Annotated in this window: 20 protein-coding genes; 6 read left to right on the top strand and 14 right to left on the bottom strand. The window is 70.5% G+C overall.

Going from position 1 to position 26,966, the window contains the following annotated elements; all coding sequences use genetic code 11:
• Positions 1–31: 31 nt before the first annotated feature.
• From dop to FH608_RS12675, 4 genes are all read right to left on the bottom strand, one after another.
• Positions 32–1,546 (bottom strand): depupylase/deamidase Dop, encoded by a 1,515-nt coding sequence (gene dop / locus FH608_RS12690; protein WP_317135558.1) that lies wholly within the window; start codon positions 1,544–1,546, stop codon positions 32–34.
• A gap of 86 nt (positions 1,547–1,632) precedes the next feature.
• Positions 1,633–2,730: an acyltransferase family protein gene (locus tag FH608_RS12685; protein ID WP_226899391.1), complete on the bottom strand. Its 1,098-nt coding sequence runs from the start codon at positions 2,728–2,730 to the stop codon at positions 1,633–1,635.
• A 403-nt stretch (positions 2,731–3,133) separates the two neighbouring features.
• Positions 3,134–4,897, bottom strand: coding sequence for a proteasome ATPase (arc, locus tag FH608_RS12680; protein WP_139630662.1), 1,764 nt, complete (start codon positions 4,895–4,897; stop codon positions 3,134–3,136).
• Positions 4,898–5,101: 204 nt separating this feature from the next.
• A complete protein-coding gene (locus FH608_RS12675) occupies positions 5,102–5,953 on the bottom strand; it encodes a tRNA (adenine-N1)-methyltransferase (RefSeq protein WP_139630661.1) in 852 nt (283 codons plus the stop codon).
• A gap of 55 nt (positions 5,954–6,008) precedes the next feature.
• Between FH608_RS12675 and FH608_RS12670 the strand changes: the two genes are divergently transcribed.
• From FH608_RS12670 to FH608_RS12660, 3 genes are all read left to right on the top strand, one after another.
• Positions 6,009–7,100, top strand: coding sequence for a GNAT family N-acetyltransferase (locus FH608_RS12670; protein WP_139630660.1), 1,092 nt, complete (start codon positions 6,009–6,011; stop codon positions 7,098–7,100).
• Positions 7,101–7,337: 237 nt separating this feature from the next.
• Positions 7,338–7,835: a hypothetical protein gene (locus FH608_RS12665; RefSeq protein ID WP_139630659.1), complete on the top strand. Its 498-nt coding sequence runs from the start codon at positions 7,338–7,340 to the stop codon at positions 7,833–7,835.
• Positions 7,836–8,114: 279 nt separating this feature from the next.
• Positions 8,115–8,939 carry an SDR family oxidoreductase gene (locus tag FH608_RS12660; RefSeq protein ID WP_226899390.1) on the top strand — a complete coding sequence of 275 codons (825 nt, stop codon included), beginning with the start codon at positions 8,115–8,117 and terminating at the stop codon, positions 8,937–8,939.
• Positions 8,940–9,267: 328 nt separating this feature from the next.
• Here the strand turns inward: FH608_RS12660 and FH608_RS12655 are convergent, their stop codons facing one another.
• Positions 9,268–10,833, bottom strand: a complete 1,566-nt coding sequence (locus FH608_RS12655) for an FHA domain-containing protein (RefSeq protein ID WP_139630657.1) — start codon at positions 10,831–10,833, stop codon at positions 9,268–9,270.
• A 345-nt stretch (positions 10,834–11,178) separates the two neighbouring features.
• Positions 11,179–12,315, bottom strand: coding sequence for a site-2 protease family protein (locus FH608_RS12650; protein ID WP_139630656.1), 1,137 nt, complete (start codon positions 12,313–12,315; stop codon positions 11,179–11,181).
• 115 nt (positions 12,316–12,430) lie between these two features.
• Between FH608_RS12650 and FH608_RS12645 the strand changes: the two genes are divergently transcribed.
• The 3 genes from FH608_RS12645 (at position 12,431) to FH608_RS12635 (ending at position 15,228) form a co-directional block, all read left to right on the top strand.
• The gene (locus FH608_RS12645; protein ID WP_139630655.1) at positions 12,431–13,291 is read left to right on the top strand and encodes a RecB family exonuclease; all 861 of its coding nucleotides are present in this window, start codon (positions 12,431–12,433) and stop codon (positions 13,289–13,291) included.
• 81 nt (positions 13,292–13,372) lie between these two features.
• Positions 13,373–14,548 (top strand): sensor histidine kinase, encoded by a 1,176-nt coding sequence (locus FH608_RS12640; protein WP_139630653.1) that lies wholly within the window; start codon positions 13,373–13,375, stop codon positions 14,546–14,548.
• Positions 14,545–15,228, top strand: a complete 684-nt coding sequence (locus FH608_RS12635) for a response regulator (RefSeq protein ID WP_139630651.1) — start codon at positions 14,545–14,547, stop codon at positions 15,226–15,228. The genes FH608_RS12640 and FH608_RS12635 overlap by 4 nt, the downstream gene beginning before the upstream one ends.
• Before the next feature lie 29 nt (positions 15,229–15,257).
• On the opposite strand, the gene FH608_RS12630 is transcribed toward FH608_RS12635, so the two are convergent.
• The 8 genes from FH608_RS12630 to metH all read right to left on the bottom strand — a co-directional run bounded on the left by FH608_RS12630 (position 15,258) and on the right by metH (position 26,623).
• A complete protein-coding gene (locus tag FH608_RS12630) occupies positions 15,258–16,250 on the bottom strand; it encodes an ABC transporter ATP-binding protein (protein WP_263008782.1) in 993 nt (330 codons plus the stop codon).
• Between the two features lie 32 nt (positions 16,251–16,282).
• Positions 16,283–17,308, bottom strand: coding sequence for an ABC transporter ATP-binding protein (locus tag FH608_RS12625; RefSeq protein WP_139630648.1), 1,026 nt, complete (start codon positions 17,306–17,308; stop codon positions 16,283–16,285).
• Positions 17,305–18,318 (bottom strand): ABC transporter permease, encoded by a 1,014-nt coding sequence (locus tag FH608_RS12620; protein WP_139630646.1) that lies wholly within the window; start codon positions 18,316–18,318, stop codon positions 17,305–17,307. The genes FH608_RS12625 and FH608_RS12620 overlap by 4 nt, the downstream gene beginning before the upstream one ends.
• A gap of 96 nt (positions 18,319–18,414) precedes the next feature.
• A complete protein-coding gene (locus tag FH608_RS12615; RefSeq protein WP_193318374.1) occupies positions 18,415–20,178 on the bottom strand; it encodes an ABC transporter substrate-binding protein in 1,764 nt (587 codons plus the stop codon).
• A gap of 48 nt (positions 20,179–20,226) precedes the next feature.
• Positions 20,227–21,219, bottom strand: coding sequence for an ABC transporter permease (locus FH608_RS12610; RefSeq protein WP_139630645.1), 993 nt, complete (start codon positions 21,217–21,219; stop codon positions 20,227–20,229).
• A gap of 223 nt (positions 21,220–21,442) precedes the next feature.
• Positions 21,443–21,934, bottom strand: coding sequence for a cellulose synthase (locus FH608_RS12605; protein ID WP_139630644.1), 492 nt, complete (start codon positions 21,932–21,934; stop codon positions 21,443–21,445).
• A gap of 540 nt (positions 21,935–22,474) precedes the next feature.
• Complete coding sequence (locus FH608_RS12600; protein WP_139630643.1) at positions 22,475–23,122, bottom strand: HAD family hydrolase; 648 nt, start codon at positions 23,120–23,122, stop codon at positions 22,475–22,477.
• A 36-nt stretch (positions 23,123–23,158) separates the two neighbouring features.
• The gene (gene metH, locus FH608_RS12595; RefSeq protein ID WP_139630642.1) at positions 23,159–26,623 is read right to left on the bottom strand and encodes a methionine synthase; all 3,465 of its coding nucleotides are present in this window, start codon (positions 26,621–26,623) and stop codon (positions 23,159–23,161) included.
• Positions 26,624–26,966: the final 343 nt, after the last annotated feature.

Here is a 26,966-nt window from a genome sequence, read left to right as displayed (position 1 = left end):
CGGCGTGGCCGTCGGTCGCCGGTGTGGCCGGTCAGTCGCCGCCGGTGAGGGCTGCGACGAGGTCGGCGGCGGTGCGGCAGCGGTCGAAGAGTTCGCCGACGTGGGCCTTGGTGCCGCGCAGCGGCTCCAAGGTGGGGACGCGCTGGAGTGATTCGCGGCCGGGGATGTCGAAGATGACGGAGTCCCAGGAGGCGGCGGCGACGGATTCGCTGTACTGGCGCAGGCAGCGGCCGCGGAAGTAGGCGCGGGTGTCGTTGGGCGGGTGTTCGACGGCGCGCTGGACCTCGTCCTCGGTGACGAGGCGTTGCATGCGCCCGCGGGCGACGAGGCGGTTGTAGAGGCCGCGGTCGGGCCGGATGTCGGAGTATTGGAGGTCGACGAGCTGGAGCCGGGGGTGGGACCAGGCGAGGTTGTCGCGGGTGCGGTAGCCCTCGAGGAGTTCCAGTTTGGCGACCCAGTCGAGTTCGCGGGCGAGTTGCATGGGGTCTTCGGCGAGGCGGGTGAGGACGGACTCCCAGCGGTCGAGGATGTCCTTGTTCATTTCCTCTTGTGCGGTGCCGCGCTCTTCGACGTATTTGCGGGCTTGTTCGAGGTATTCCATCTGGAGCTGGATGGCGGTGAGCTTGCGGCCGTCGCGCATGGGGATCTCGTAGCGGCAGCTGGGGTCGTGGGAGACGGCCCGGAGCGCTTGTACGGGGTTCTCGACGGCGAGGTCGCGGGTGAGGAAGCCGTCCTCGATCATGGCGAGGACGAGGGCGGTGGAGCCCAGCTTCAAATATGTCGAGATTTCCGACATGTTGGCGTCACCGATGATCACGTGCAGCCGCCGGTACTTCTCCGGGTCGGCGTGCGGCTCGTCCCGCGTGTTGATGATGGGCCGCTTGAGCGTGGTCTCCAGGCCCACCTCGACCTCGAAGAAGTCGGCCCGCTGGCTGATCTGGAAGCCCTCGCCGCGGGAGTCCTGGCCGATGCCGACCTTGCCGGCGCCGACGACGACCTGCCGGGAGACGAAGAACGGCGTGAGGTGCCGGACGATGTCGGCGAACGGCGTGGCGCGCCGCATGAGGTAGTTCTCGTGGCAGCCGTAGGAGGCGCCCTTGGCGTCGGTGTTGTTCTTGTAGAGCTGGATCGGCGCGTTGGACGGGATGGCGGAGGCGCGGGTCGCGGCGTCGTACATGACCCGCTCGCCTGCCTTGTCCCAGATGACGGCGGCCCGGGGGTTGGTGCATTCGGGCGCGCTGTACTCGGGGTGGGCGTGGTCGACGTAGAGCCGGGCGCCGTTGGTGAGGATGACGTTGGCCAGGCCGAGATCCTCGTCGGTGAGCTGGGTGGGGTCGGCGACCTCTCTGGCCAGGTCGAATCCGCGCGCGTCGCGGAGCGGATTTTCCTCCTCGAAGTCCCATCGGGCCCTGCGCGCGCGAGCCGCCGAGGCGGCCAGGTAGGCGTTCACGACCTGTGAGGAGGTCACCATCGCGTTGGCGCCTGGCTGGCCGGGTACGGAGATGCCGTACTCGGTCTCGATGCCCATCACCCGACGCACCGTCATGCAACACCCTCTGTTCGTCCGGGTCTGTCTATCCGCCGTTTATATGCCCGAGCCTATGCCCTTCACAGTGCCCCGAGGCCACAGAGTTATGGCACCGACGCCTTTTCAACCTGTACGGCGGGAGTTGTCGCAGTTTGTGTGGGTCTGCGGGGCTTGAGGAGTCGCTGGATGGGCCGTTCGGCAAAGGAGTACACGAGATACGACAGCGCGGCGGCGGTCAGCGCGGTCACGATGGCGGTGGCCCACGGGGGCAGGTGCCCGGTGAGCAGGGGGATGACGGCCACCGCGACGACGCTATGGAACAGGTAAAGCGGGTATGTGATGCCACCGAGCGCGGTGAGCGTTCTGGATGGTTTGAGCCTGATCAGTCCGAGTGCCATGAGCGACATCACCACGAAGATCAACGTGATGGCGATGACCACGCTGACGTCGGTGACGGGCATGTTCTTGAAGCCGGCGGCGTCGACCCGCCGGGCCACGCGGGCGAGCGCGGAGTCGATCGACAGGCCGTATCCGGCGGCGACGTAGAGCCACGGCAGCCAGGAGCCGCCGTGTTTGTGGATGAGGTACAGGGCCATGCCGGCGGCGAAGTAGGGGGCGTAGTCCGGCATGACGATCTCGCGTACGACGTCATCGTCGTACAGCTCGGCCGCGGCGAGCAGCTTGACGCCGAGCGCGGCGGCCAGCCAGACGCCGGTGAAGGTCAGGACGCGCCCGTACGTGACCCCGATGATCACCAGGATGGCCATCAGCAGGTAGAAGCGGAGCTCGGCCCAGAGCGACCAGTAGACGCCGCTGGCATCCGTGACCTTGAACAGCCGCTGGAACATGGTGGCGTTCACCAGGTACTCGCCTGGTGAAAGTTTTGGGTTGAGCGCCTTGGCGCCGGTGAGCCCGTAGACGGCCGCGACGGCGATGAGGCTGAGCCAGTACGCGGGATACAGGCGGACGAGGCGGGAGCGGGCGAACGCGCCGAGACCGCGCCCCCAGACGGTCATGAGGATGACGAACCCGCTGATGATGAAGAACAGCTCGACGCCGAGGATGCCTAAGCCCGCGATGGGCGCCAGGGCGGGGAACAGTTCGGCGGGCCGATCTCCCCACACCGACGCGTACGCCACCAGGTAGTGGAAGGCGAGGACGGCCAGGGCGGCGAGGAACCGCAGGAGGTCGAGCTCGGCCAACCGGCCGTCTCCGCGAGCATGCTTGGGCCGGTTAGGTGCGTGCACGCCCCTTTGACGCCACAACGATCATTTCGGTTCCCGCCGATCGTCACTCTGTTCACTATGGCCACTTCCGTAACATGCCTCGGGCGGGGGCCTGGAGCCTGTTGTGGTGCGGGGCGCGCGATGGCGGCTCACCCGATGCCCGGCCGCCGGAACGCGGCCCAGAGGAGCATGGAGGCGTCGTCGGAAGGAACTCCACCGGACCGACCCACCGGACCCGGTCGGACGTGCGTTCAGGTGGGGTCCTGGGCCGCCACCGGCGATGGTGAAGCCGCTGTGCCCGGCCGGTTCTCCGCACCCCGGACGCGGAGGGCGGGCATGAGAACGGGAGGGCCCGATCGGGCCCTCCCGTCCGTGAGGTTTACAGGTACTGGCCGGTGTTGGCCACGGTGTCGATGGACCGGCCGGCCTCGGTGCCCTGCTTGCCGGAGACCAGCGTGCGGATGTAGACGATCCGCTCGCCCTTCTTGCCGGAGATGCGGGCCCAGTCGTCGGGGTTGGTGGTGTTGGGCAGGTCCTCGTTCTCGGAGAACTCGTCGACGCAGGCCGTGAGCAGGTGCTGCACCCGCAGGCCCTTCTGTCCGCTCTCGAGGAACTGCTTGATGGCCATCTTCTTGCCCCGGTCGACGATGTTCTGGATCATCGCGCCGGAGTTGAAGTCCTTGAAGTAGAGCACTTCCTTGTCGCCGTTGGCGTAGGTCACCTCGAGGAAGCGGTTCTCTTCGCTCTCGGTGTACATGCGCTCGACGACGCTCTGGATCATGCCCTGGATGGTGGACTCGCGGGAGCCGGAGTGCTCGGTCAGGTCGTCCGGGTGCAGCGGGAGGTCGGAGATGAGGTACTTGGAGAAGATGTCCTTCGCCGCCTCGGCGTCCGGCCGCTCGATCTTGATCTTGACGTCCAGGCGGCCGGGCCGCAGGATCGCCGGGTCGATCATGTCCTCGCGGTTGGAGGCGCCGATGACGATGACGTTCTCCAGGCCCTCGACGCCGTCGATCTCCGACAGCAGCTGAGGAACGATGGTGTTCTCCACGTCGGAGGACACTCCGGAGCCTCGGGTGCGGAAGATCGAGTCCATCTCGTCGAAGAACACGATCACCGGGGTGCCCTCTGAGGCCTTCTCGCGGGCCCGCTGGAAGACCAGGCGGATGTGCCGCTCGGTCTCGCCGACGTACTTGTTGAGCAGCTCGGGGCCCTTGATGTTGAGGAAGAAGCTCTTGCCCGACTGGCCGGTCTTCTCCGCGACCTGCTTGGCCAGGGAGTTGGCGACGGCCTTGGCGATGAGCGTCTTTCCGCATCCGGGCGGGCCGTACAGCAGCACGCCCTTGGGAGGCCGGAGCTTGTGCTCGCGGAACAGGTCGGCGTGCAGGTAGGGCAGCTCGATGGCGTCCCTGATCTGCTCGATCTGCCTGCCGAGGCCGCCGATCTCCTCGTAGGAGATGTCGGGGACCTCTTCCAGCACGAGCTCTTCGACTTCGGACTTGGGTATGCGCTCGTAGACGTAGCCGGAGCGGGGTTCGAGCAGGAGCGAGTCGCCGGCCCTGATGGGCTGGCCGAGCAGCGAGTCGGCCAGTCGCACGACGCGCTCTTCGTCGGCGTGCGAGATGACCAGGGCCCGCGTGCCCTCGTCGAGCAGTTCTTTGAGCATCACGATCTCGCCGACCTCTTCGTAGCCGAGAGCCTCGACCACGTTGAGTGCCTCGTTGAGCATGACCTCCTGGCCACGCCGCAGCGAGTCGACGTCGACGGCGGGACTGACGTTCACGCGGAGCTTGCGGCCGCCGGTGAACACCTCGATGGTGCCGTCTTCTCTGGCCTCGAGGAAGGTGCCGAACCCGGACGGCGGCTGCGCCAGCCGGTCGACCTCCTCCTTGAGAGCTACGATCTGGTCCCTGGCCTCCTTGAGTGTGGCCACCAGGCGCTCGTTCTGGCCTGTCACGGCCGCGAGATTCGCCTGTGCCTCATGAAGGCGTTCTTCGAGGACCCTGGCCTGACGGGGTGACTCGGCCAGCTTCCGCCTCAGCGCGGTGATCTCCTCCTGGAGGAAGGAGACCTGTGTTGAAAGATCAGCGACCTCCCGTTCGCGCTGCGCGGCTCGAGCCTCAGCATCATCGCGAGCTGCCACGCCCCGTCACCTCCTTCCCAGTCGAGGGCGACTACTTAGGACCTTACCTATCTCGGGCCCCTCCGTAACCTGGCCGGGCAGTGTTCGTAGAGTGACATTCAGTATTCGGTGATTAATCCTCAATAGTGCGTTTAATACTCCCAGCACATGAACACGGCGATCTGTTCCCGTGTCACGCACCAACGCACCCTCGTGGCCAAATTGTCATAGTTCTTCGGTGGTCCCCTTCGGTCGACGGCGTCTCGGCGGGGGCGTCACTCCGTCCGCCATGCGGCGGGCGGAGACGAGGAACCCCGTGTGGCCGATCATCCGATGATCCGGTCTCACCGCGAGTCCTTCGACATGCCAGTCGCGAACCAGGGTCTCCCACGCATGCGGCTCGGTGAAACACCCGTGATCGCGAATCGTCTCCACCGTCTTGGACATCTGTGTCGTCGTGGCGACATAGCAGCAGATCACGCCACCTGGGGTGAGCGCCTTGGCGGCGGCGTCGACGCACTCCCACGGGGCGAGCATGTCGAGGATCACCCGGTCGACGTCGGCCTCGTCGATGGAGCCCACCAGGTCGCCGACGACCAGGCGCCAGTTGTCGTCCATCGGGTCGCCGTAGAACTTCTCGACGTTCTTGCGCGCCACGTCGGCGAACTCCTGGCGCCGCTCGTACGAGGTGACGTGCCCCTCGGGACCGACGGCGCGCAGCAGGAAGCACGTCAGCGCGCCGGAGCCGACCCCCGCCTCGATCACCCGCGCGCCCGGGAAGACGTCGGCCATGCCGACGATCATCGAGGCGTCCTTCGGGTAGATGACGGCCGCGCCGCGCGGCATCGCGAGGGTGTAGTCCTGCAGCAGATGGCGGAAGGCGAGGTACTGGGTGCCGCCGGAGGAGCGCACGACGGAGCCTTCGGGCTGCCCGATCAGGTCGCTGTGGGGGATGGCGCCCTTGTGGGTGTGGAAGACGCCGTCCTCTTTGAGCGTGATCGTGTGGCGCTTGTTCTTGGGGTCGGTGAGCTGCACCTGATCCCCCGCCCGGAAAGGCCCATGCCTGCGGAAACCCATGGCCGCAAGGTTATAGGGCTTTCGACGGGCTCCGGACGCGCGGTATCTATGGGGAATGCTCCCGCGCGATGTCATCTCGACCGGTTCCCTGATCCTGCGGCCGCCCGTGGACGGCGACGCCGAGGCCATCGCCAAGTCGTGTGACGACCCGGTCACGGCCCATTTCTTCCCGTTGTTCCCGTCGCCGTACGAGGTGAAGGACGCGCGCGAGCACCTGGCGAGGGTGGCGGCGACGTGGGAGGCCGGCGGCGCCGACTACGCGATCACCGAGAACGGGCAGTACGCCGGCTCCGTCGCGATCCGGCCGCCGGATCAGTGGGGGACGGCCGCGATCGGCTACGTGGTGGCGCCGTGGGCGCGGGGCAGGAACGTGGCCACGACGGCCGCCAGGGCGCTCACCGACTGGGCGTTCGACCACGGGGTGCGCCGGGTCGAGCTGGAGGCCGCGCTGGAGAACGTGGCGAGCCTGCGCGTGGCGTACAAGGCGGGTTTCCTGGAGGAGGGCCGCAGGCGCGACGCCAAGCGGCTGCGCGACGGCCGGTACACCGACATGGTGACGTTCGCGCGGCTGGCCGGCGACGCGGTGCCGCCGGCGGAGCCGTACCTGCCGTTCTTCGAGGGCGGGCAGCTGAGCGACGGCGTGGTGCGGCTGACGCCGCTGGAGGTGGCCGACGCCGCCGACTACCACCGGATGATGACCGACCCGACGGTGGCGGCCTACTCGATGAGCCCGGCGGGCACGCCGGAGGACGACGAGCGGCGCTGCCGCCACACCGGCTACTGGTGGGTGTCGGGGCAGCGGGTCGAGCTGGCGATCAGGGACGCGGCGTCGGGGGCGTTCGCTGGGCACGTGCAGCTGACGCAGGTGGTGCCCGCGCTGGGGCAGGCGATGATCGGCTATTCGCTGGTGCCGGAGTTCCGCAAGAAGGGGTACATGACGCGGGCGGTGACGCTGCTGGTGGACTGGGCGTTCGCGAACACCGCGCTGCACCGGATCGTGGCCGGCACCGAGACGGGCAACGCGGCCTCGCACGCGGTGCTGGAGCGGGCCGGGTTCAGCCGGGAGGGCGTGCACCGGGAGCTGTTCGCCAAGCCGGACGGCAGGCGCGTGGACGACGTGGCGTGGTCGCGGCTGCGCCCGGCGTGACGGCTGCGCCCGGCGTGACTGGTGCGCCCGGCATGACGGCTGCGTCAGGTGTGACGGCTCCGTGGGGGTCCGGTTGGGGTGCGGTTGCCGCGGCGGGAGCCTGGGGCGGTTGTAGGTAAAAATCCCGATTTCCAGTTGAGGGGTAGTCAAGCGCCGCGTCCGGAGTGATAGTCAGGGCCTGAGAACATCGCGCGGTCGGCCGCGCGATCTCATCCCCTCCCCGGAGGGCACACCGCGATGCCAAACAACCATGTCGATGTCGCCATGGGCGAGCTCATCGCCTCGCTCTCCCGGCTGGAGGCCGCCTGCCTGGTCGCCCGGCTGGCGAGGGCCGCCGCCGCCGTCACGGGCGCCGCCTACGCGGGGTTCGTGGGCGTGGACGCGCTGAGGCGGGAGGCGAGCGCGATCCACGTGCACGCGCCCCCGGACGATCCGCTGGGCGTGCGCCGGTGGCTGGAGGAGTCGGGGGTGCTCAAGGAGCTCGCGACGTCCGCTGCCACGGTACGGCTGGCGCGGGACGTGACGGTGGGCGAGCCCGGGTTCCTGGCCGCCGAGGTGCCGCTGGCGACGCGCGACCACGCGTTCGTGTGGGTCGCCGGGCGCGGGTTCGGCGATGGGGACGAGCACCTGCTGGGCCGCTTCGCCACGGCGTCCGGGCGGGCGCTGGAGGCGGCCAGCGGGCTGGAGGCGGCGGCGCGGCTCCTGCGGGGCGTCCAGGCGTTCCGAGCCGCGTAGGCGAACCCAGGCATTCCGGGCCGCGTAGGCGGAGCTTCCAGGCCGGTCGGCGCATCTTCCAGAGGCCGTGCGGCAGACCCCTGAGGGGCCACGTGAGCGAACGCGTCGGGGGCCGTGCGACGGATCCGTCGAGGGCCACGTGAGGCGGGCGTCTCGGGGGCCGCGTGGGCGGATCTGTCGGGGCCCACGTGGAGCGGACCTATCGGGGGCGGCGTGGGCGGATGTGCCGGGCTGCCCGGGCGGATCCTTTGAGGGCCCGGGCGGCTAATGTGGCGGGTCGTGAGGGTTCTGATCGTGGGCGGGAGCGGATATCTGGGGCGCGAGCTCGTACGGCTCCGCGTGGCCGCCGGAGACGACGTCGGCGCCACCTTCCTGACCGCCCGGCCCGCGGGCCCGTCGCCCGTCCGGTGGCTGCCGCTGGACGTGCGTTCGCGCGAGGCCGTGGCGGCGACCGTGGAGGAGTTCCGGCCGGAAGTCGTGATCAACGCGTCGTACCGGAAGGCCGACTGGGCGAGCACCGCGGACGGCCCCGCGCACCTCGCCCTGGCGGTGTCGCGGATCGGCGGACGGATGGTGCACGTCTCGAGCGACGCCGTGTTCTCGGGCGCCGCCCCGCGGTACGACGAGACGTGCGCGCCCGATCCGGTCAACCCGTACGGGGCGGCCAAGGCGGCGGCCGAGACGGCGGTGCGCGCCATCCTGCCGGACGCGGCGATCGTCAGGACGTCGCTGATCATCGGGGACGGTGACTCGGTGCACGAGACGCTGACGCGTTCGCTCGCGACCGGGCAGGGCCAGGGGGTGCTGTTCACCGACGACGTGAGGTGCCCCGTCCACGTCGGCGACCTGGCGGCGGCGCTCGCGGAGGTGGCGGCGCGCGGGCTGACGGGGGTGCTGCACGCCGCCGGCGGCGACGACATGAGCCGGTACGAGCTGGGCCGGCTCATCGCGCTGCGGGACGGCCTGGACGCGACCCGGCTGCCGGCCGGTCGCCGCGCCACGTCGGGGGTTCCCGGGCCGCTAGAGGTGCGGCTGGACTGCGCGGCCACCCGGCGGCGGCTGCGGACCCGGCTGCGCGGAGCGCGCGAGTTCCTGGCGGGATGAGCTCAGGGGAGATTCACGGCACCTGGTGAGCGCCACCGCGAAGCGCCCAGGATCCGGCGAACGCCAGGACCTCCTACCGGGCACCCACCGGCGCGCAGGGTTTCGGGCGCGCCAGTGCGGCCATGGCGACCGGATGAGCCGGTCCCCCGTTCGAGGCGCTGGGGTGGCGCGGCACGGGAGGGAACGCCCGCGTGCCCGGCCATCGGGAACGCGGGCGGTGCCGTGCTTGCCGCAGTGTCCCTCCAAGCGGCGCCGCCATGCTCGCCCGGTGCGCCTTTAAGCGGCGCTGCCGTGCCAGCCCGGTGTGCCTCCAAGCGGCGCTGCCGTGCTACCCCCGGTGTGCCTCGAAGCGGAGGGTGCGGGAGACGCCCACCCGGACCGTGGTGCCCGGCGCGATGGTGACCGGCTCGTTCGGCGGGATGTCGTAGAAGTTGGGGTCGCCCGGCGGCTGGATCTGGGTGCCGTTGACCGAGCCGAGGTCGACCAGGTTGACGTCCCACCCGTCCAGCGCCACCCGCAGGTGGCGGCGCGAGACGGACCCGTCGGGGCTGGTCACCTTGGCGGGCCTGGCAGTGCCGCCGGCCACCTCGGGTGCCCGCTCGGGGTCGCGGCCCAGGAGGTAGTCGCTCTCCAGGGGCAGCGCCGTGCCGTCGTCGAGGATGAGGACCCCGAGGGACGGGCGCGGCCCCTTGTAGGGGACGAGGGTGCGCTGGACCAGCGCGATGCCGCACACGGCGCAGTAGGGCGAGCGGGGGTCGTTGAAGTGGTCGTTCTTGCAGTCGACGCCGTAGACCAGGGGGCGGTCGCCGTGGTCCTGCTGCTGCTCCTGCTGCGGCTGGCCGCCCGGGTGGTCGAAGTGGTCGGGCGGGCCGAGCACGGGTGGCGCGGGCTGGTCGAAGTGGTCGGGCGGCCCGAGGGTGGGTGCCGGCTGGTCGGGGGCCGAGCCGCCGGCGGGCGGCTCGTCGTAGGAGGGGAACTGCTGCTGCGGCTCGGGCCCCTGGGGCTGGTCCTGCGGCGGCGGGAAGAAGGGCGACGGCTGGTCCTGGGGCGGGCCGTAGGGCTGGTCCTGCGCGGGGCCGTACGGCTGGTCCTGCGGCGGACCGTAAGGGGAAGGGTCCTGCGGCGGGCCGTAGGGGGATGGGTCCTGGGGCGGACCGTAGGGCTGGTCCTGCGGCGGACCGTAGGGAGAGGGGTCCTGGGGCTGGCCGTACGGCTGGTCGTGCGGCGGGCCGTAGGGAGAGGGGTCCGCGGGCGCGGGCTGCGGGCCCGAGGGCGCCCCGTGCGCGACCGCCGGCTGGTCGGCCAGCGGGTAGGGCGGCCTCTCGACCGGCGCGGGCGGCTGGATCAGATCGGACTCGATGTGGATGCCGGTGGCGGGCAGCTCGCTGGTCAGCGGCCGGGACGGCGCGGGCTCGGCGGGCCGGTCGGTGAAGTCGCCCACGAGGCCACCGCCGTGCACGACGCCGCCGTCGAGGCGGACCGCGGGGTGCGGGCTGCCGGCGCCGGGCAGGCTCAGCTCGACCCGTTCGACGGGGCCGGTGACGAGGCGGTCGGCCCAGGTCAGCGAGTCGCTGCCGGCCAGCCGCGTCTCGCCGCCCGTGGTGGCGATCGTGGCCGCGGCCGAGCCGCTGACCAGGACGGCCACTCCCCCGCCCACGGGGCCGGCGACCGCGCAGGTCGCCGGGTCGCCCGCCATGTTGGCCGCCAGCACCTGAGCGGCGCGGCGGGCCAGCGCCCTGCCGTCGCCGCCGGAGGCTGCGGTCTCGCGCAGCGCCGTGAGCAGGTCGTCGGCGGCGGCCTCGCCGGCGTCGCACACCAGCAGCAGCCCGCCGGCGTAGGCGACCAGCCCGTTCCCGGGAAGCGGGCGCACCACTCCGAAGCCTTGGCCGGTCATGCGTCCTCCCTCATGACGACCGTGCTGCGCTGCTCATCGGTGCCCTCGCTGCGCTCGGTCACTCGTCTCTCCTCCCCGGAAGCCGGCGATGTTACGGCACCCGCACTGCCGTGCTGGCCACCAGCCATACGCATACCCAGGCGGCGAGGCCGTGTCGCGGCCGCGTCGTCTCGATTCGGTGAACCGGTGGACCGCAACAAACCCCTCAACTGTGCAAGTTTGGCCAAACAGCACACTATCGGCCAGTCGTCCCATCGCAGAAATCGCCGGAGCCTGGCGCCGGGTCACGCGAAACTGCTGGGCACGACCCTAGCCGGGGGCCGCCGCTTAAACGAGTGGGACAAATCAGACGCCGCTGAACACGCGGTTCACATCGGCCGTGGACAGGACGCCGTAGATCTCGCCGGAGCCGTCCACCAGGAGGTATTCGCTGCCGGGGGCCTCGCGCATGGCGTCGATGAGCGTCTCGCCGGTCAGGTCGGCCGGGAGCACCATGGAGGGCTCCAGGGACTTGGCGACGGAGCCGATGTTCACCCAGGGGCGGCGGTGCTCGGGGGTGGCCTGGACGGCGGCCTCGTGGGCGATGGCCAGGGGTTTGCCGTCGTGGCCGACCACGACGATGGCGCCGGCGCCGCGCTCGGCGGCCTGCCGCAGCGCCTCGGACAGCGGCGTCTCGGGGGTCACCGGGACCGCCCTGCGGGCCAGGGCGCGCGCGTTGACCTTCGGGATGCGCTCGCGGATCCTGGCCACGCGCAGCGACTGCGAGGCGCCGAACCAGATGAAGGCGGCCAGCACGAGCGGCCAGATCAGGTCCTCGGTCATGATCCCCCGGCCGCCGCTCACCGCCGTCACGACGGGAACCGCCACGAGCAGGACGGCCAGCACGCGCCCGCCCCAGGCGGCGACCACGGTGCCGGAGCCGGGGCTCTTGGTGAGCTTCCACACCCCGGCGCGCAGCATGCGCCCGCCGTCCAGGGGCAGCCCCGGCAGCAGGTTGAACACGCCGACGATGAGGTTGGAGACCCACAGCTGCCAGACGAGCATCTCGGCGATGCCGCCGCCGTTGATCAGGTAGACGTCGGCGGCCAGGCCGAGCCCGGCCAGGGCGAGCGAGAGCGCCGGGCCCACGGCCGCGATCAGGAACTCCTTGATCGGCGTGGGCGGCTCGCGCTCGATCTCGGATACGCCGCCGAGCAGGTAGAGGGTGATCCGGCGCACCGGCAGGCCGTACCATTTGGCGAGCACGCTGTGGGCCAGCTCGTGCAGCAGCACCGACACGTAGAGGAGCACCGCGAAGACCAGCGCCACCCCGTAGGACGCGCCGCTCCCGAGACCTGGCAGCATGCTCTGGAAACGCGGGCCGAACACCACGGTGATGAACACCGCGACGATGAACCAGGTCCACGAGACGTACACCGGAATGCCGAACGGCTTCCCCATGCGAATCCCGGAGAATTCCTGCCGCGGGCTCTGCTCGCTCACCGCACTCCTCGAACGTCCATTACGTGCTGTTGCTGCCTTGATGCTACGCGCCGGATCGAGCGATCATGGTTTCGCGGCCGCTATTCTGTCGTGGTCTTGACCTAGAGTGCGGTGCATGACGTTGACCGAACCGGTGATCATCGGAGCTCTCTCCCCGTCCCGGGCGGGCGATTTCATGACATGTCCGCTGCTCTACCGCTTCCGGGTGATCGACCAGCTCCCCGAGAAGCCGTCGCAGGCGGCGGTGCGTGGCACGGTGGTGCACGCGGTCCTGGAGCGCCTCTACGACCTGCCGGCCCAGCGGCGCTCGGTCCAGGCGGCGCTGGAGCTGTTAGAGCCGCAGTGGCAGCGCCTGCTGGGCGAGGACCCTCAATACGCGGGGATGTTCGCCGACGAGGCCGAGCAGGCCGAGTGGCTGGGGCAGGCGCGCGGCATGCTGGAGCGCTACTTCACGCTGGAGGACCCGACGCGGCTGGAGCCCGCCGAGCGCGAGCTCTACGTCGAGGCGGTGCTCGACGGGGGGCTGATGCTGCGCGGCTACGTCGACCGCCTCGACGTAGCGCCGACCGGCGAGGTCCGGGTGGTCGACTACAAGACGGGCAGCGCGCCGGGGCCTGACTTCGAGGCCAAGGCGCTGTTCCAGATGAAGTTCTACGCGCTGGTGCTGTGGCGGCTGCGAGGGAGCGTGCCGCGGCTGCTGCAGCTCGTCTATCTGGGCGGGCAGGGCGAGGTGCTGCGGTACGCGCCGGACGAGGCCGACCTGCTGGCCACCGAGCGCAAGGTGACGGCGTTGTGGGCGGCGATCCAGCGGGCGCTGGAGTCGGGCGAGTGGCGGGCGCGCCGGAGCCGGCTGTGCGACTGGTGCGACCACCGGGCGCTGTGCCCGGAGTTCGGCGGCACCCCGCCCCCGGTCCCGGACCGGCGCCCCGGCGACACGGTGCGCGGCCACCGACGCGCGGCCACCGACGAGCTGTAACGCCCGACGGTGGGCGCGTAGGCCTGGTAATCCTCCCGAGGGAGGAGGTTACGGGCTTTCACCTGGGCCTACAGTGAAGCGGTGCGCATAGACCGGACCACCTTCCACGACACGGTGCTCGCCGGGGTGGTGGCCGCCGCGTCGGTGGCGCTGTTCGCGTTCTACGCCCCCGAGCGGCTGCAGTCGCAGGGGCTGCCGGTGGACGGCATGCGGGCGCCCGACCCCCTGAGCGGGGTCCTGGTGGTGCTGGCGTGCGCGCCGATCGCGGTGCGCAGGCGGTGGCCGATGTGGGGCATGTGCGCGGTCCTGGTCCCCGAGACGCTGCTGACGGCGCTCGGCTACGGGGCGGGCATGTCGGGGCCGGCCGGGCTGGTGCTGCTCTACTCGGTGGCGTCCTGCCGCGGGCTGGCGGTGGCGCTCGCGGGGCTGCTGATCTCGCTGGTGGCGTACGTACTGGGCGCCCTGGCGGGCGCCGGCAGGGCGGGGAGCTGGAGCGAGCACGTCGTGCTGGCCGTGGTATTGGTGGCGGTGTGGGGCGCGGGCCGGAGCCTGCGGCTGCGCCGGGCGTACCTGGACGAGCTCAAGGACCGGGCGGCGCGCCTGGAGCGGGCGCGCGCCGCCGACACGAGGGCGGCCAGGGCCGAGGAGCGCTCCCGGATCGCCCGCGAGCTGCACGACGTGGTGGCCCACCACGTGAGCGTGATGACGGTGCAGGCGGCGGCGGCGCGGCGGGTGCTGGGCTCGGATCCCGACCTGGCGCGCGAGGCGCTGTCGGCGATCGAGCACACGGGCCGGATGGCGATGACGGAGATGCGGAACATCGTCGGCGTGCTGCGTACCGACGCCCGGGCCGAGCTGGGCCCGCAGCCCGGCCTGCGGGACCTGCCCGCGCTGGTGGAGCAGATGCGCGAGGCGGGGCTGCCGGCCCGGCTGGTCGTGGAGGGCGTGCCGCTGCAGCTGCCGCCGGGGGTCGACCTGGCCGCCTACCGGCTGGCGCAGGAGGGGCTGACCAACAGCCTGCGGCACGCGGGCGCCGGGGCCGAGGCGGTGGTGACGGTCCGCCACAGCCCGGACGAGCTGGACGTACGGGTCGCGGACGACGGGCAGGGCACGGCCGGGCGGTCCTCGCGGCCGGGCCACGGTCTGGTGGGCATTCGCGAACGGGTCGCGCTCTATGGTGGAATCCTGAGCATCGGTCCGCTACCGGGGGGCGGTTTCGAGGTGCGGGCGAGGTTCCCGTTGAAGGACGGTCAATGACGATCAGAGTGCTGCTGGTGGACGACCAGCCGCTGCTGCGTACGGGATTCCGCCTGATTCTGGAGGCCGAGTCCGACATCACGGTGGTGGGCCAGGCCGGCGACGGCAAGGACGCCATGGAGCAGACGCGGGTGCTGCTGCCCGACGTGGTGCTGATGGACATCCGCATGCCGGGCGTCGACGGCATCGAGGCGACCCGCCGGATCGTGCGGGAGGCGGCGCCGTCGGCGCACGTGCCGAAGGTGCTGGTGCTGACGACGTTCGACCTGGACGAGTACATCGTGGAGGCGCTGCGCTCGGGCGCGTCGGGGTTCCTGCTGAAGGACGTGCCGCCGGACGAGCTGGTGCAGGCGATCCGGGTGGTGGCGGCCGGCGACGCGATCGTGGCGCCGAGCGTGACGCGGCGGCTGCTCGACCGGTTCGCGACGCGGCTGCCGTCGGCGTACGAGCAGCCGGCTCCCGCGCGGCTCGACCGGCTGACCGAGCGGGAGCTGGAGGTGCTGCGGCTGATCGCGAAGGGCATGTCCAACGCGGAGATCGCGGCCAAGCTCGTGGTGAGCGAGACGACGGTCAAGACGCACGTCGGCAACGTGCTGACCAAGCTGGGGCTGCGTGACCGCGTGCAGGCCGTGGTGCTGGCCTACGAGACCGGGCTGATCACCCCCGGCACCTACTCCTGAGCCCTGCTCCTGAGCCCTGCTCCTGAGCCCTACTCCTGAGCAGGGACGGCGGGCGCGGCCTTGGCGGGCTCCGGGGCGTTCTCGGGGAAGTGGCAGGCGACGCGGTGCCCGCCGGCCAGCTCCTCCAGCGGCGGCTCGACCTTCTTGCAGATGTCCTGCGCCTTCCAGCAGCGGGTGTGGAAGCGGCACGCGGGCGGCGGGTTGAGCGGGCTGGGCACGTCGCCGGTCAGCCGGATGCGCTCGCGTCCGCGGCCCGCCCTGGGGTCGGGCACGGGCACGGCCGACAGCAGGGCGTTGGTGTACGGGTGCATCGGCGAGCTGTAGAGCTGCTTGCGGTCGGCGATCTCCACGATCTTGCCGAGGTACATGACGGCCACCCGGTCGCTGATGTGGCGCACCACCGACAGGTCGTGGGCGATCACGACGTAGGTGAGGTCCAGCTCCTTCTGCAGGTCTTCGAGGAGGTTGACGACCTGGGCCTGGATGGACACGTCGAGCGCGGAGACCGGCTCGTCGGCGATGATCAGCTTGGGCTTGAGCGCGAGGGTGCGGGCGATGCCGATGCGCTGGCGCTGGCCGCCGGAGAACTCGTGCGGGTAGCGGTTGTAGTGCTCGGGGTTGAGGCCCACGCGCTCCAGGATGTCCTGGACGGCCTTCTTGACGCCGTGCTCGGTCTGCACGCCCTGGATGCGGAACGGGGCGCCGACGATGGCGCCGACGGTGTGGCGGGGGTTGAGCGACGAGTACGGGTCCTGGAAGATCATCTGCATGTCGCGGCGGAGCGGGCGCAGGTGGCCCTGCGACATGTGCGAGATGTCCTGGCCCTCGAAGAAGACCTTGCCGGCGGTGGGTTCGAGCAGCCGGGTGACCAGCCGCCCGGTCGTCGACTTGCCGCAGCCCGACTCGCCCACGAGGCCGAGCGTCTCGCCCTTGTAGACCTCGAAGCTGATCCCGTCGACCGCCTTGACGGCGCCGACCTGCCTTTTGAACAGGCCCTTGGTCACGGGGAAGTGCTTCTCCATGTTGTGCACGGAAAGAAGCGGCTCGTTCTCGGTCACTGGGTCTCCAGCACTGGCTTGATCTCGTTCTCCCACAGGTCCCGCCGCTCGGTCCTGTCCATGTGACAGCGCACGAGGTGGCCGCCCTCGGTCTCGGCGAGGAGCGGCGCCTCGGTCTCGGCCCTGCCGCCGGTGCGCTCGGCGTACGGGCAGCGGGGCGAGAAGGCGCACCCCGGCGGCACGTTGATCAGCGACGGCGGGGAGCCCTTGATCGGCATCAGCCGTTCGGTGGGCTCGCGGTCGAGCCGCGGCATGGATCCGAGCAGGCCCCACGTGTAGGGGTGCTCGGGGCGGTAGAAGATGTCGTCGGCGGAGCCGTACTCGACGCACTTGCCGGCGTACATGACGAGGATGTCGTCGGACAGCTCGGCCACCACGCCCAGGTCGTGGGTGATGACGATGAGCGCGGAGTCGAACTCGCGTTGCAGGTCGCGCATGAGGTCGAGGATCTGGGCCTGCACGGTCACGTCGAGCGCGGTGGTCGGCTCGTCGGCGATGAGCAGCTCGGGGTCGCACGAGAGAGCCATGGCGATCATGGCGCGCTGGCGCATGCCGCCGGAGAACTCGTGCGGGTAGCTGTCGACGCGCCTGCCCGGCTCGGGGATCCCGACGCGGCCGAGCATGTCGACGGCGTGCTTGCGGGCCACCTGCTTGGTGACGTCGTTGTGGATGCGGTAGGCCTCGATGATCTGGTGGCCGACCGTGTAGTAGGGGTGCATGGACGACAGCGGATCCTGGAAGATCATCGCCATTTTCTTGCCGCGCAGCCCGCGCACGTGCTCGGCGCTGGCGCCGATGAGCTCCTCGCCGTCGAGCCAGATCTCGCCGGAGATCTTCGCGGGGCCGCCCTTGTGCAGGCCGAGCACGCCGAGGCTGGTCACGCTCTTGCCGGAGCCCGACTCCCCCACGATGCCGAGGGTCTTGCCGCGCTCGACGCCGAACGACAGCCCGTCGACGGACTTGACCAGACCGTCGTCGGTCGGGAAATGGATCTTCAGGTCCTTGACGTCCAGGAAGCTCACGACAACCTCACCCTCGGGTCGACCACGGCGTACAGCAGGTCGACGATCAGGCTCGCCACCACCACGAAGCCGGCGGCGATCAGCACCACGCCCATCACCTGCGGCAGGTCCTGGTTCCTGATCGCCAGGATGGCGAACTGGCCGAGCCCGGGCAGAGTATAGGTGGTCTCGGTGAGGACGGCGCCACCGACGAGCAGCCCGAAGTCGATGCCGAAGAGGGTCAGGATCGGCGTCAGCGCGGCCCGCAGGCCGTGCTTGACCACGACCTGCCGCTCGCGCAGGCCCTTGGCCCTGGCAGTGCGGATGTAGTCCTCGCCCATCGTCTCGAGCATCCCGGCGCGGGTGAGCCGGGCGTAGCCGGCGGCGAACAGGAACGCCAGGGTGATCCATGGGAGCAGCAGGTTGTAGGCCCACTGCAGGGGGTTGACCGCGAGGTCCGTCCAGGCGCCGCCCGGCGGCGTCCAGCCCAGGCCGTAGCTGAAGACGACCAGGGAGATCATGCCGGTGAAGAAGATGGGCAGGGACACGCCGGCCAGCGCGGTGCCCATCGAGAGCCGGTCGAAGAAGCTGCCTCTGCGCAGCGCGGAGATCACGCCCACGCTGACGCCGGCCAGCACCCAGATGACGGCGGCGCCGATGGCCAGGGAGAAGGTCACCGGCATCCGGTCCACCAGGTCCGGCCAGACGGGCTGGCCGCTGATGAAGGAGTAGCCGAAGCAGGGCGCGGGGCACTGCTCGACGCCGGCGCCGTAGTCGTACTGGGCGCCGGCGAACAGGCCCTTGACGAACCGGCCGTACTGGACGACCACCGGATCGTTGAAGCCCAGCCGCTCGGCCACCAGGTGGACCGTCTCCGGGGTCGCCGCCCGCCCGACGTAGCGGGCGGCCATCGCCTCCGGCGTGGCGCCGGCCCACTGGGGGACGACGAAGAAGATGCCGAACGTGACCATGCTGATGACGATCAGCATGGCGAACGCCCCGACGACACGTCTGATGATGTATGTGAGCACCGCTACCGGCCGAGTGGCCTGCCCGGTCGCCGGGCAGGCCACTCCTGCCTTCACCTGCCTTCGCTAGATCCCCGAACCTCGCAGCCTGGCGTCATGTCACTCGACGCCGAGCAGGATGTAGTCGTACATGGACTGGCCCTCGTTGTAGGCGATGTTCGTCAGGCCCTTGCCGCGCAGGAGCAGCGACTTGGCCCACACGACCGGAAGGATGGAGGCGTCCTCCATGACCTTCTTGTCGACCTCGACCCAGAGCTTGGCGCGGGCCGTGGCGTCGAGTTCGGCCGACGCCTGGTCGATCAGCTTGTCCACCTCGTCGTTCTTGACGCTGAGGTTGTAGTTGCCGGCGGGGCGGATGGTCCGGCTGTCGACGATGGCCTGCAGGAAGCCGTAGCCGTCGGGCCAGTCAGAGCCCCAGCCGTGCGCGGCCAGGCCGATGTTGTGCGACTTGACGTAGTCGACGTTGCCGGCGTAGTCGGAGAAGTAGCTGGAGCTCGGGAAGCCCTTGAGGGTGAGCTTGATGCCGGCCTTGGACAGGGCCTGCTGCATCGCCTCGGCCAGCGCCTTCTCGCGCGGGCGGTCGGAGCGGTAGGTCATGGTCGTCTCGAAGCCGTTGGGCTGGCCGCACGCCGTCAGGGCTTCCTTGGCCTTGTTCACGTCGCCCTTGCTCTCGGGCGTCGCGTACAGGTCGAACTTCTCCTGGCCGACGATGGGCGGCGGCAGGACGTTCGTGGCGAGGTCGCCGCCGGCGACGGGGCCGCCGAAGGCGGTCTGGTTGGCCACCCGGTCCGCGGCCCACATGACGGCCTTGCGGCAGTTGATGTTGTCCAGCGGCTTGTTGTACGGGATGACCGAGGCGTACCAGAGCCTGGGGATCGTCGGGTTGTCCGCACGGGCCTTCAGCGCGGGGTCGGGCAGGACCTTGCCGAGCGCGGCGGGCTGCAGGCCGGTGCCCTGGATGTCGAGATGGAGGTCACCGGCGATGATCTGGTTGTCCAGGTCGTCGGCGTTGACGTTGACCTGGACCTCGATGCGGTCGGGCAGCGCGGGACGCAGCGGGTCGGTCGAGGCGTCCCACTGGTCGTTGCGGACCAGGGTGAAGCCCTTGCCGATCTCGTTCTTCTCGAACTTGTACGGCCCCGACGAGATGACGTGCTCCTTGTACTTCGCGCCGGTGTCCTTGTCCTTCGGCACGGGAGCGCTCATCGGCATCTGGACGACGTAGTCCATGGAGGCGAACGGCTTCTTCAGGTGGAAGACGACCGTCGTGTCGTCGGTCGCCTCGACGGCCGACTTGTAGTCCACGTCGGGGGTCTTGTAGACGCCCTTGAAGTCCTTCGGCCAGTCGAGCAGCTCGTTGAGGTAGGAGGGGCCGTGCGGGAAGGTCTCCTTGTCGAACGACCGGGCCACCGCGTACGCCACGTCCTTGGCGGTGATCGGCGTGCCGTCCTCGAACTTCAGCCCGCTCTTGAGCTTGTACGTCCAGGTCTTGCCGCCGTCGCTCGCCTCGCCCAGCGCTTCGGCCAGGTCGGGGACGACGGTGTTGCCGTCGGGGCCGGGGCCCGGCTTGTACGTCGTCAGCGTCCGCCAGTAGAAGCGGCCGAAGTTGAACGAGTAGCCGTAGTAGGTGTCGCCCGGGTCGAGGCTGTCCCAGTCCGAGTAGTTGGCGGCCTTGAGGGTGCCGCCCTTCTTCGTGGACGGGTTGAACACCTGGGTGAGTGCGGCGTTGAACGCGGGTTGCGCGCCGTCGCCGGACGCCGACTGGGCGGGCTGCTGTGTGCTCCCGCCTCCGCCACCGCAGGCGGAGAGCACCAGGGCAAGCGCCGCTGTCGCGGCCCCTGCCAGTGCGGTTTTCCTTCTCATTTACTAACCCCTTGATTAGTGAGATGGGGGATGGAGCGTTGACGAAGATCAGTGCGCCCGCGGGTCGAAGGCGTCGCGCAACCCGTCGCCGAACAGGTTGAACGCCAGGACGGTGATGAAGATCGCCAGACCGGGGAAGAGCACGAAGTGCGGAAGCGTGTAGAAGCGCACCGCCTCCGAGAGCATGCCGCCCCAGGTGGGAGTCGGAGGGTTGATGCCGACGCCCAGGAAGGAGAGCGCGGCCTCGAACAGGATGTTGGTCGGGATGAGCAGCGTCGCGTACACCAGGATGGGCGCCATCAGGTTGGGCAGCACCTCGCGGAACAGGATGTAGCCGTTGCGCGCTCCGAGGCTCCTGGCGGCGTCGACGAACTCCCGCTCGCGCAGCGACAGGGTCTGGCCGCGCACGATACGGCCGATGCTGGGCCAGCTGAAGAACCCGATGATGAAGATCAGCATGGCGATCCGCAGGCCGTTGCCCTCCAGGCCGAACCCGTGGTCGGGGATGACGCCCGCCAGCGCGATCGCGAAGACCAGCAGCGGGAAGGCGAGGAAGACGTCCATGAGCCGGCCGATCACCTGGTCGACCCAGCCGCCGAAGTAGCCGGCGATGACGCCGAGCGTGGTGCCGATGACGACCGACACGAGGGTGGCCAGGAAGCCGATCAGCAACGAGACCCACGCGCCCGCCACGATGCGGCTGAAGATGTCGCGGCCGTTGATCGGCTCGACGCCGAGCAGGTACTCGCTGCCCACCCCGCCGAAGGCGCCCTTGGGCAGCAAGGTGTTGGGGTCGATCGCGTCCTGGTGGAACTCCAGCGGCGGGTGCCCGAACGCCGAGATGATCGGCGAGGAGAAGATCGACACGAGAATGAGCAGGACGACGACGGCGCCGCCCGTGAGCGCGACCTTGTCGCGCCTGAGCCGCATCCAGGCGATCCGGGTGAGGGATCGTCCCTGGATGGCCTTGCCCGCTCCCGCGAGCACCGACTCCGGATGCGCTTCTGACGCGGAGCCGGAAACGTCTAGCGGCGCGGTCATGCCTCACTGCCCCCTGGTAACGGACGACGCTGTCTGTTGACTGACTTTAGACCGCGAGTCGCGACCTCAGGAGGCAGAATCTATGGCCTGAGCTGCGCTGACCAGTCCCCCGGGCAGCTATGTGGCTAATCTGTGATTGATGCGAAACTCATTCGTATCGATCTTGAGGGGTATGTCTTGGGGACGTTCCGGTTACGTCTCGGAACTGTGACGTAACGCCGGTTCAGCTGATGCCACGGCGCTTGAGCAGCTCCTCGATGTCGGAAAAGTCGTCTTCGCCCTTGCTCGATTTGGGTGCGACGGCAGGGGCGGGACGCCCAGCCGAAACGCCCGTTTTGTTCGCTGAAGGCTGAACCGGCTTCTCCCCTTGAGCGTCGCCCGCCGGCTTCTTCCCGCTTCCCGCCAGGCGCAGCTTTCTCCCCCGCATCACGCCCGACACCACGAACAACACCGCCGACAGCCCCGCGACGGCCACCCCGGCCCACACGAGCGGGTTGAGCACCAGGCCGGCCACGAAGCCCACGGCGGTGGTGCCGATGGTCCACAGCGCGCGCAGCGCGTCCGTCAGGTAAGCGGCGATCGGCAGCAGCGCCCACGCCACCACGCGCAGCCCCGCGGCCGCTCCCCTGCGCCGGAACGCCAGGAAGCCGAGCACCAGCCCGGCGGCGCTCACCCCGATGCACAGCGGCAGCCAGGCGATCTGGTCAAACGACATCGTGCTCGCTCCCTCGTTGTGGCTCCTGACTCCATCCTGGCACGCGAACGGCTGCCCGCTTCCTCCACGAGAACCACTTTTCCCCTAGGGGACGGGGTCCGGCCACCTCAGGGACGCGGACCCGCCGTACGCCGGGGGACGGGTGCGCATGCGCCAGGCCGCGCGCCCTGCTGGGGCGCCCAGGCCGTGAGCCCGCCCCGGACGGCGGGCGCGGGCACCTTGCCGCCCGCTGCATGACCGCGGACACCTTGCCACCCTCCGCATGACGCCGCCGCCCGGCGCTCAGGACCCGCCCGGCGCTCAGGAAGGAGCACGGCGGGACGAGGACGGGGCCACGCCCCGCGCGGAACGGGGACGGGACGGGGCCTGCGAGACGGGAACGTCCGGAACCGGGGCGAGCTCCCGGAGACAGGGCCTCGGCGCCCCGGAGACGGGCCGCACCCAGAAGACGGGCCGCGGGCACTCGGAACCGGGAGCGGGCGCTCTGAGGCGAGCTTGAGCGCCGGGAACGGCCACCCCCGCGGGAGGGGGCCTGGTGTCTCAGGATGCGGGCAGCAGGGCCCTCAGGTGGGCCACGCCGACCTCCTCGAGCGAGGAGACCACCAGCCGGCCCGGCGCGGGGTCGATGGGCAGCAGGTTGGGGACGGCCACCACCGCGCAGCCCGCCGCCGTGGCCGCCGCGACGCCGTTGGGCGAGTCCTCCAGCACCACGCACCGCACCGGCTGCACCCCGAGCAACCGCGCCGCCGTGAGGTACGGCTCCGGGTCGGGCTTCGTCCGGTCCACGTCGTCAGCCGTCACCACCACGTCGAACCGGTCGCGCCCCACGCTCTTGAGCACCGCCTCGGCGATCTCCTTGAGGGACGAGGTGACCAGCCCCACGGGCACGCCCTCCGCCCGCACCGCGTCCAGCAGCTCCAGGGCGCCCGGCATGACGTGCACGCCCGCCTCCAGCCGCCGCACCATCCCGCCGGTCATCCACTCCCGCACGGTCGCGGCGGGCACGTCGGCTCCCGACACGGCCAGCATGTAGTCGACCGTGCGCTCCATGGACCCGCCCACCAGATGGACCTGGTGCTCGGGCGTCCACCGCGCGCCGAGCCGGGCCATCACGTCGGTCTCGATCTCCAGCCAGACCCGCTCGCTGTCGACCAGCAGGCCGTCCATGTCGAAGAAGACCGCTTCCACTCTCTGCCCCCGATCGCCGATGTGCCGCGCCGCCCGTCAGACGTTGAAGTATTTGGCCTCGGGGTGGTGGACGACCAGCGCAGAGGTGGCCTGCTCAGGGTGGAGCTGGAACTCCTCCGACAGCGTCACCCCGATGCGCTCGGGCGCCAGCAGCTCGAACAGCTGCTTCTGGTCCTCCAGGTTGGGGCAGGCCGGGTAGCCGAACGAGTAGCGGCAGCCCTGGATGTTGACCTTGAGCATGTCGTCGATCGACTCCTCGCCGCCGATCCCCCACTCCGAGCGCACCCTGGCGTGCCAGTATTCGGCCAGCGCCTCGGTCAGCTGCACCGACAGGCCGTGCAGCTCGAGGTAGTCGCGGTAGGCGTCCTTGGCGAACAGCTCGGCCGTGGCCTCGGCGATCTTCGAGCCCATGGTGACCACCTGGAAGCCGACCACGTCGACCTCGCCGGAGCCCTTGGCGCGGAAGAAGTCGGACAGGCACAGGTGGCGGTCGCGGCGCTGGCGCGGGAACGTGAAGCGGGTGCGCTCGCCCCCGTCCTCGTCGAGGATGATCAGCGAGTCGCCGTCGGAGACGCACGGGAAGTGGCCGTAGGCGACGGCCGCCTCCAGCAGGCCCTCGGTCTGCATGCGGTCGAGCCACATGCGCAGCCTCGGCCGCCCCTCGGTCTCGACCAGCTCGTCGTAGTCGGGGCCCGAGCCGCCCCTGGTGGGCTTGAGCCCCCACTGGCCGAGGAACAGGGCCCGCTCGTCGAGGAAGGCCGAGTATTCGGCCAGGGAGATGCCCTTGACGACGCGGTCGCCCAGGAAGGGCGCCGCCGGGATCGGGTTGTCGGCGGCCACGTCGGAGCGGGCGGGCAGCTCCTCGACGGGGGTGCGCTGCAGCACCGCGCCGGTCTTGACGCGCCGCTCGCGCAGCGGCGGCAGCGTCGCGCCCGCCTCGCCGCGCTTGACGGCCATGAACGCGTCCATCAGCCGCAGCCCCTCGAACGCGTCGCGAGCGTAGCGCACCTCGCCCTCGAACAGCTCGGCGAGGTCCTGCTCGACGTAGGCGCGGGTCAGGGCGGCGCCGCCGAGCAGCACGGGGTAGCGCTCCGACAGGCCCCTGGAGTTCATCTCCTCCAGGTTCTCCTTCATGACGACCGTCGACTTGACCAGCAGGCCGGACATGCCGATGACGTCGGCCTTCTGGTCGTCGGCGGCCTCAAGAATGGCCGAGACCGGCTGCTTGATGCCGAGGTTGACCACCTGGTAGCCGTTGTTGGACAGGATGATGTCGACGAGGTTCTTGCCGATGTCGTGCACGTCGCCCTTGACGGTGGCCAGCACGATGCGGCCCTTCGTCTCGCCCTCGACGCGGTCCATGTGGGGCTCGAGGTGGGCGACGGCGGCCTTCATCACCTCGGCCGACTGCAGCACGAACGGCAGCTGCATCTGCCCGGAGCCGAACAGCTCGCCCACCGTCTTCATGCCGTCGAGCAGCACGTCGTTGATGATCTCCAGGGCGGGCCGCTGCTCCAGCGCGGTGTCGAGGTCGGCCTCCAGGCCCTTGCGCTCGCCGTCGATGATGCGCCGCTTGAGCCGCTCCCACAGCGGCAGCGCGGCCAGCTCCTCGGCCTTGCCGGCGCGCATGGCGGCGGCGTCGACGCCCTCGAACAGGTCCATGAACCGCTGCAGCGGGTCGTAGCCCTCGCGGCGCCGGTCGTAGACCATGTCGAGCGCGACCTGGCGCTGCTCGTCGGGGATGCGGGCCATCGGCAGGATCTTGGAGGCGTGCACGATGGCGGAGTCGAGCCCCGCGTTGACGCACTCGTTGAGGAACACCGAGTTGAGCACCATGCGGGCGGCCGGGTTGAGGCCGAAGCTGATGTTGGACAGGCCCAGCGTGGTCTGCACGCTCGGGTAGCGGCGCTTGAGCTCGCGGATGGCCTCGATGGTCTCCAGGCCGTCGCGCCTGGTCTCCTCCTGGCCGGTGGCGATGGGGAAGGTCAGGCAGTCGACGATGATGTCCTCGACCCGCATGCCCCAGTTGGCGGTCAGGTCCTCGATGAGGCGGGTGGCCACGCGCACCTTCCAGTCGGCGGTGCGGGCCTGGCCCTCCTCGTCGATGGTCAGCGCCACGACGGCCGAGCCGTGCTCGCGCACCAGCCGCATGATCTTCTGGAAGCGGGAGTCGGGGCCCGCGCCGTCCTCGTAGTTGACGGAGTTGACGGCGGCGCGGCCGCCGAGCATCTCCAGCCCGGCCCGCAGCACCTCCGGCTCGGTCGAGTCCAGCATGATCGGCAGCGTGGAGGCGGTGGCGAACCGGAACGCCAGCTCCTTCATGTCGGCCACGCCGTCGCGGCCGACGTAGTCGACGCACAGGTCGAGCAGGTGGGCGCCGTCGCGGGCCTGGTCGCGGGCCATCTCGACGCAGTCGTCCCAGCGGCCCTCCAGCATCGCCTCGCGGAACGCCTTGGAGCCGTTGGTGTTGCACCGCTCGCCGATGGCGAGGTAGGAGGTGTCCTGCCGGAACGGCACCGTCTGGTAGAGCGAGGACGCGCCGGGCTCCGGGTGCGGGCGGCGGTGCGCGACCTCCTTGCCGCGCACCCGCTCCACGACCTGGCGCAGGTGCTCGGGCGTGGTGCCGCAGCAGCCGCCGACCAGCGACAGCCCGTAGTCGCGGGTGAACGTGTCGTGCGCGTCGGCCAGCTCCTGCGCGCTCAGCGGGTAGTAGGCCCCGTCGGCCGTCAGCACCGGCAGGCCGGCGTTGGGCATGCAGGACAGCTTGAGCCGGGAGTGGCGGGCGAGATAGCGCAGGTGCTCGCTCATCTCGGCCGGGCCCGTCGCGCAGTTGAGGCCCACGATGTCGACGCCGAGCGGCTCGATCGCGGTCAGGGCGGCGCCGATCTCGGAGCCGAGCAGCATGGCGCCGTTGGTCTCGATGGTGACCTGGGCGATGATCGGGATGTCGCGCCCGGAGTCGGCCACGGCCCGCTTGGCGCCGATGACGGCCGCCTTGACCTGGAGCAGGTCCTGGCAGGTCTCGACGATCAGCGCGTCGGCGCCGCCCGCGATCAGGCCCGCCGCGTTGTCGCGGTAGGCGTCGCGCAGGCTCGCGTAGGGCAGGTGGCCGAGCGTCGGCAGCTTGGTGCCCGGACCCATGGAGCCGAGCACGAAACGCGGCTGGTCGGGCGTGGACCAGTGGTCGGCGGCCTCGCGGGCGATCCTGGCGCCCGCCTCGGAGTATTCGAAGACACGGTCGGAGATGTCGTATTCGCCGAGCGCGGCGAGGTTGGCGCCGAAGGTGTTGGTCTCGACGCAGTCGACGCCGACGGCGAAGTAGGCGTCGTGGACGCCCCGCACGATGTCGGGCCTGGTCACGTTGAGCACCTCGTTGCAGCCCTCGTGACCGTGGAAGTCGTCGAGCGTCGGGTCCTGGGCCTGGAGCATCGTGCCCATCGCCCCGTCGGCGACGATGACGCGCTGGGACAACACTTCTCGGAAGGACGGGGAGATGCTCATGGGGTAGAGCTTATCGGGTGCGCCTCGGGCGCCATGCGGCGCGCGCATTCGCGCGTCGCGAACGCCGGACGGGCGCGGCGGCCCGGCGGGCGCCCCCGGACCTGCGCCTTCCGCGTCCCGGACCCTTGCAGGGCGGGGTACGCCATGCCCCCGGACGGGGACGGCGGCCGGGCCCCGGACTGGGGTACGACACCCGCCGGAACAGGGGTTCAGGACCGGTCGCGGCCGGGGCACGCACGCCGCACGGTACAGGTGCACGGCCTGCACGAGCGGGGTGCAGGAGTTTACGAGCGGGGTGCGGGGCCCGCACGAGCAGGGTGTCCGCCCCCGCCCTCACTCGGCC

The organism is Nonomuraea phyllanthi (assembly GCF_006334985.2).
Taxonomy (GTDB): domain Bacteria; phylum Actinomycetota; class Actinomycetes; order Streptosporangiales; family Streptosporangiaceae; genus Nonomuraea; species Nonomuraea phyllanthi.
Note: the sequence above shows the minus strand (reverse complement) of the source record. Positions and strands in the feature narration are given on the sequence as shown.

Excerpts from the sequence above, each read along its gene's own strand:
- FH608_RS12630 (WP_263008782.1), bottom strand. The coding sequence starts at position 16,250 with ATGGAGAAGCACTTCCCCGTGACCAAGGGCCTGTTCAAAAGGCAGGTC.
- FH608_RS12610 (WP_139630645.1), bottom strand. The coding sequence starts at position 21,219 with ATGACCGCGCCGCTAGACGTTTCCGGCTCCGCGTCAGAAGCGCATCCG.
- FH608_RS12645 (WP_139630655.1), top strand. The coding sequence starts at position 12,431 with ATGACGTTGACCGAACCGGTGATCATCGGAGCTCTCTCCCCGTCCCGG.
- metH (WP_139630642.1), bottom strand. The coding sequence starts at position 26,623 with ATGAGCATCTCCCCGTCCTTCCGAGAAGTGTTGTCCCAGCGCGTCATC.
- FH608_RS12635 (WP_139630651.1), top strand. The coding sequence starts at position 14,545 with ATGACGATCAGAGTGCTGCTGGTGGACGACCAGCCGCTGCTGCGTACG.
- FH608_RS12655 (WP_139630657.1), bottom strand. The coding sequence starts at position 10,833 with ATGACCGGCCAAGGCTTCGGAGTGGTGCGCCCGCTTCCCGGGAACGGG.
- FH608_RS12670 (WP_139630660.1), top strand. The coding sequence starts at position 6,009 with ATGCTCCCGCGCGATGTCATCTCGACCGGTTCCCTGATCCTGCGGCCG.
- FH608_RS12605 (WP_139630644.1), bottom strand. The coding sequence starts at position 21,934 with ATGTCGTTTGACCAGATCGCCTGGCTGCCGCTGTGCATCGGGGTGAGC.
- FH608_RS12665 (WP_139630659.1), top strand. The coding sequence starts at position 7,338 with ATGCCAAACAACCATGTCGATGTCGCCATGGGCGAGCTCATCGCCTCG.
- FH608_RS12675 (WP_139630661.1), bottom strand. The coding sequence starts at position 5,953 with ATGGGTTTCCGCAGGCATGGGCCTTTCCGGGCGGGGGATCAGGTGCAG.
- FH608_RS12615 (WP_193318374.1), bottom strand. The coding sequence starts at position 20,178 with ATGAGAAGGAAAACCGCACTGGCAGGGGCCGCGACAGCGGCGCTTGCC.
- dop (WP_317135558.1), bottom strand. The coding sequence starts at position 1,546 with ATGACGGTGCGTCGGGTGATGGGCATCGAGACCGAGTACGGCATCTCC.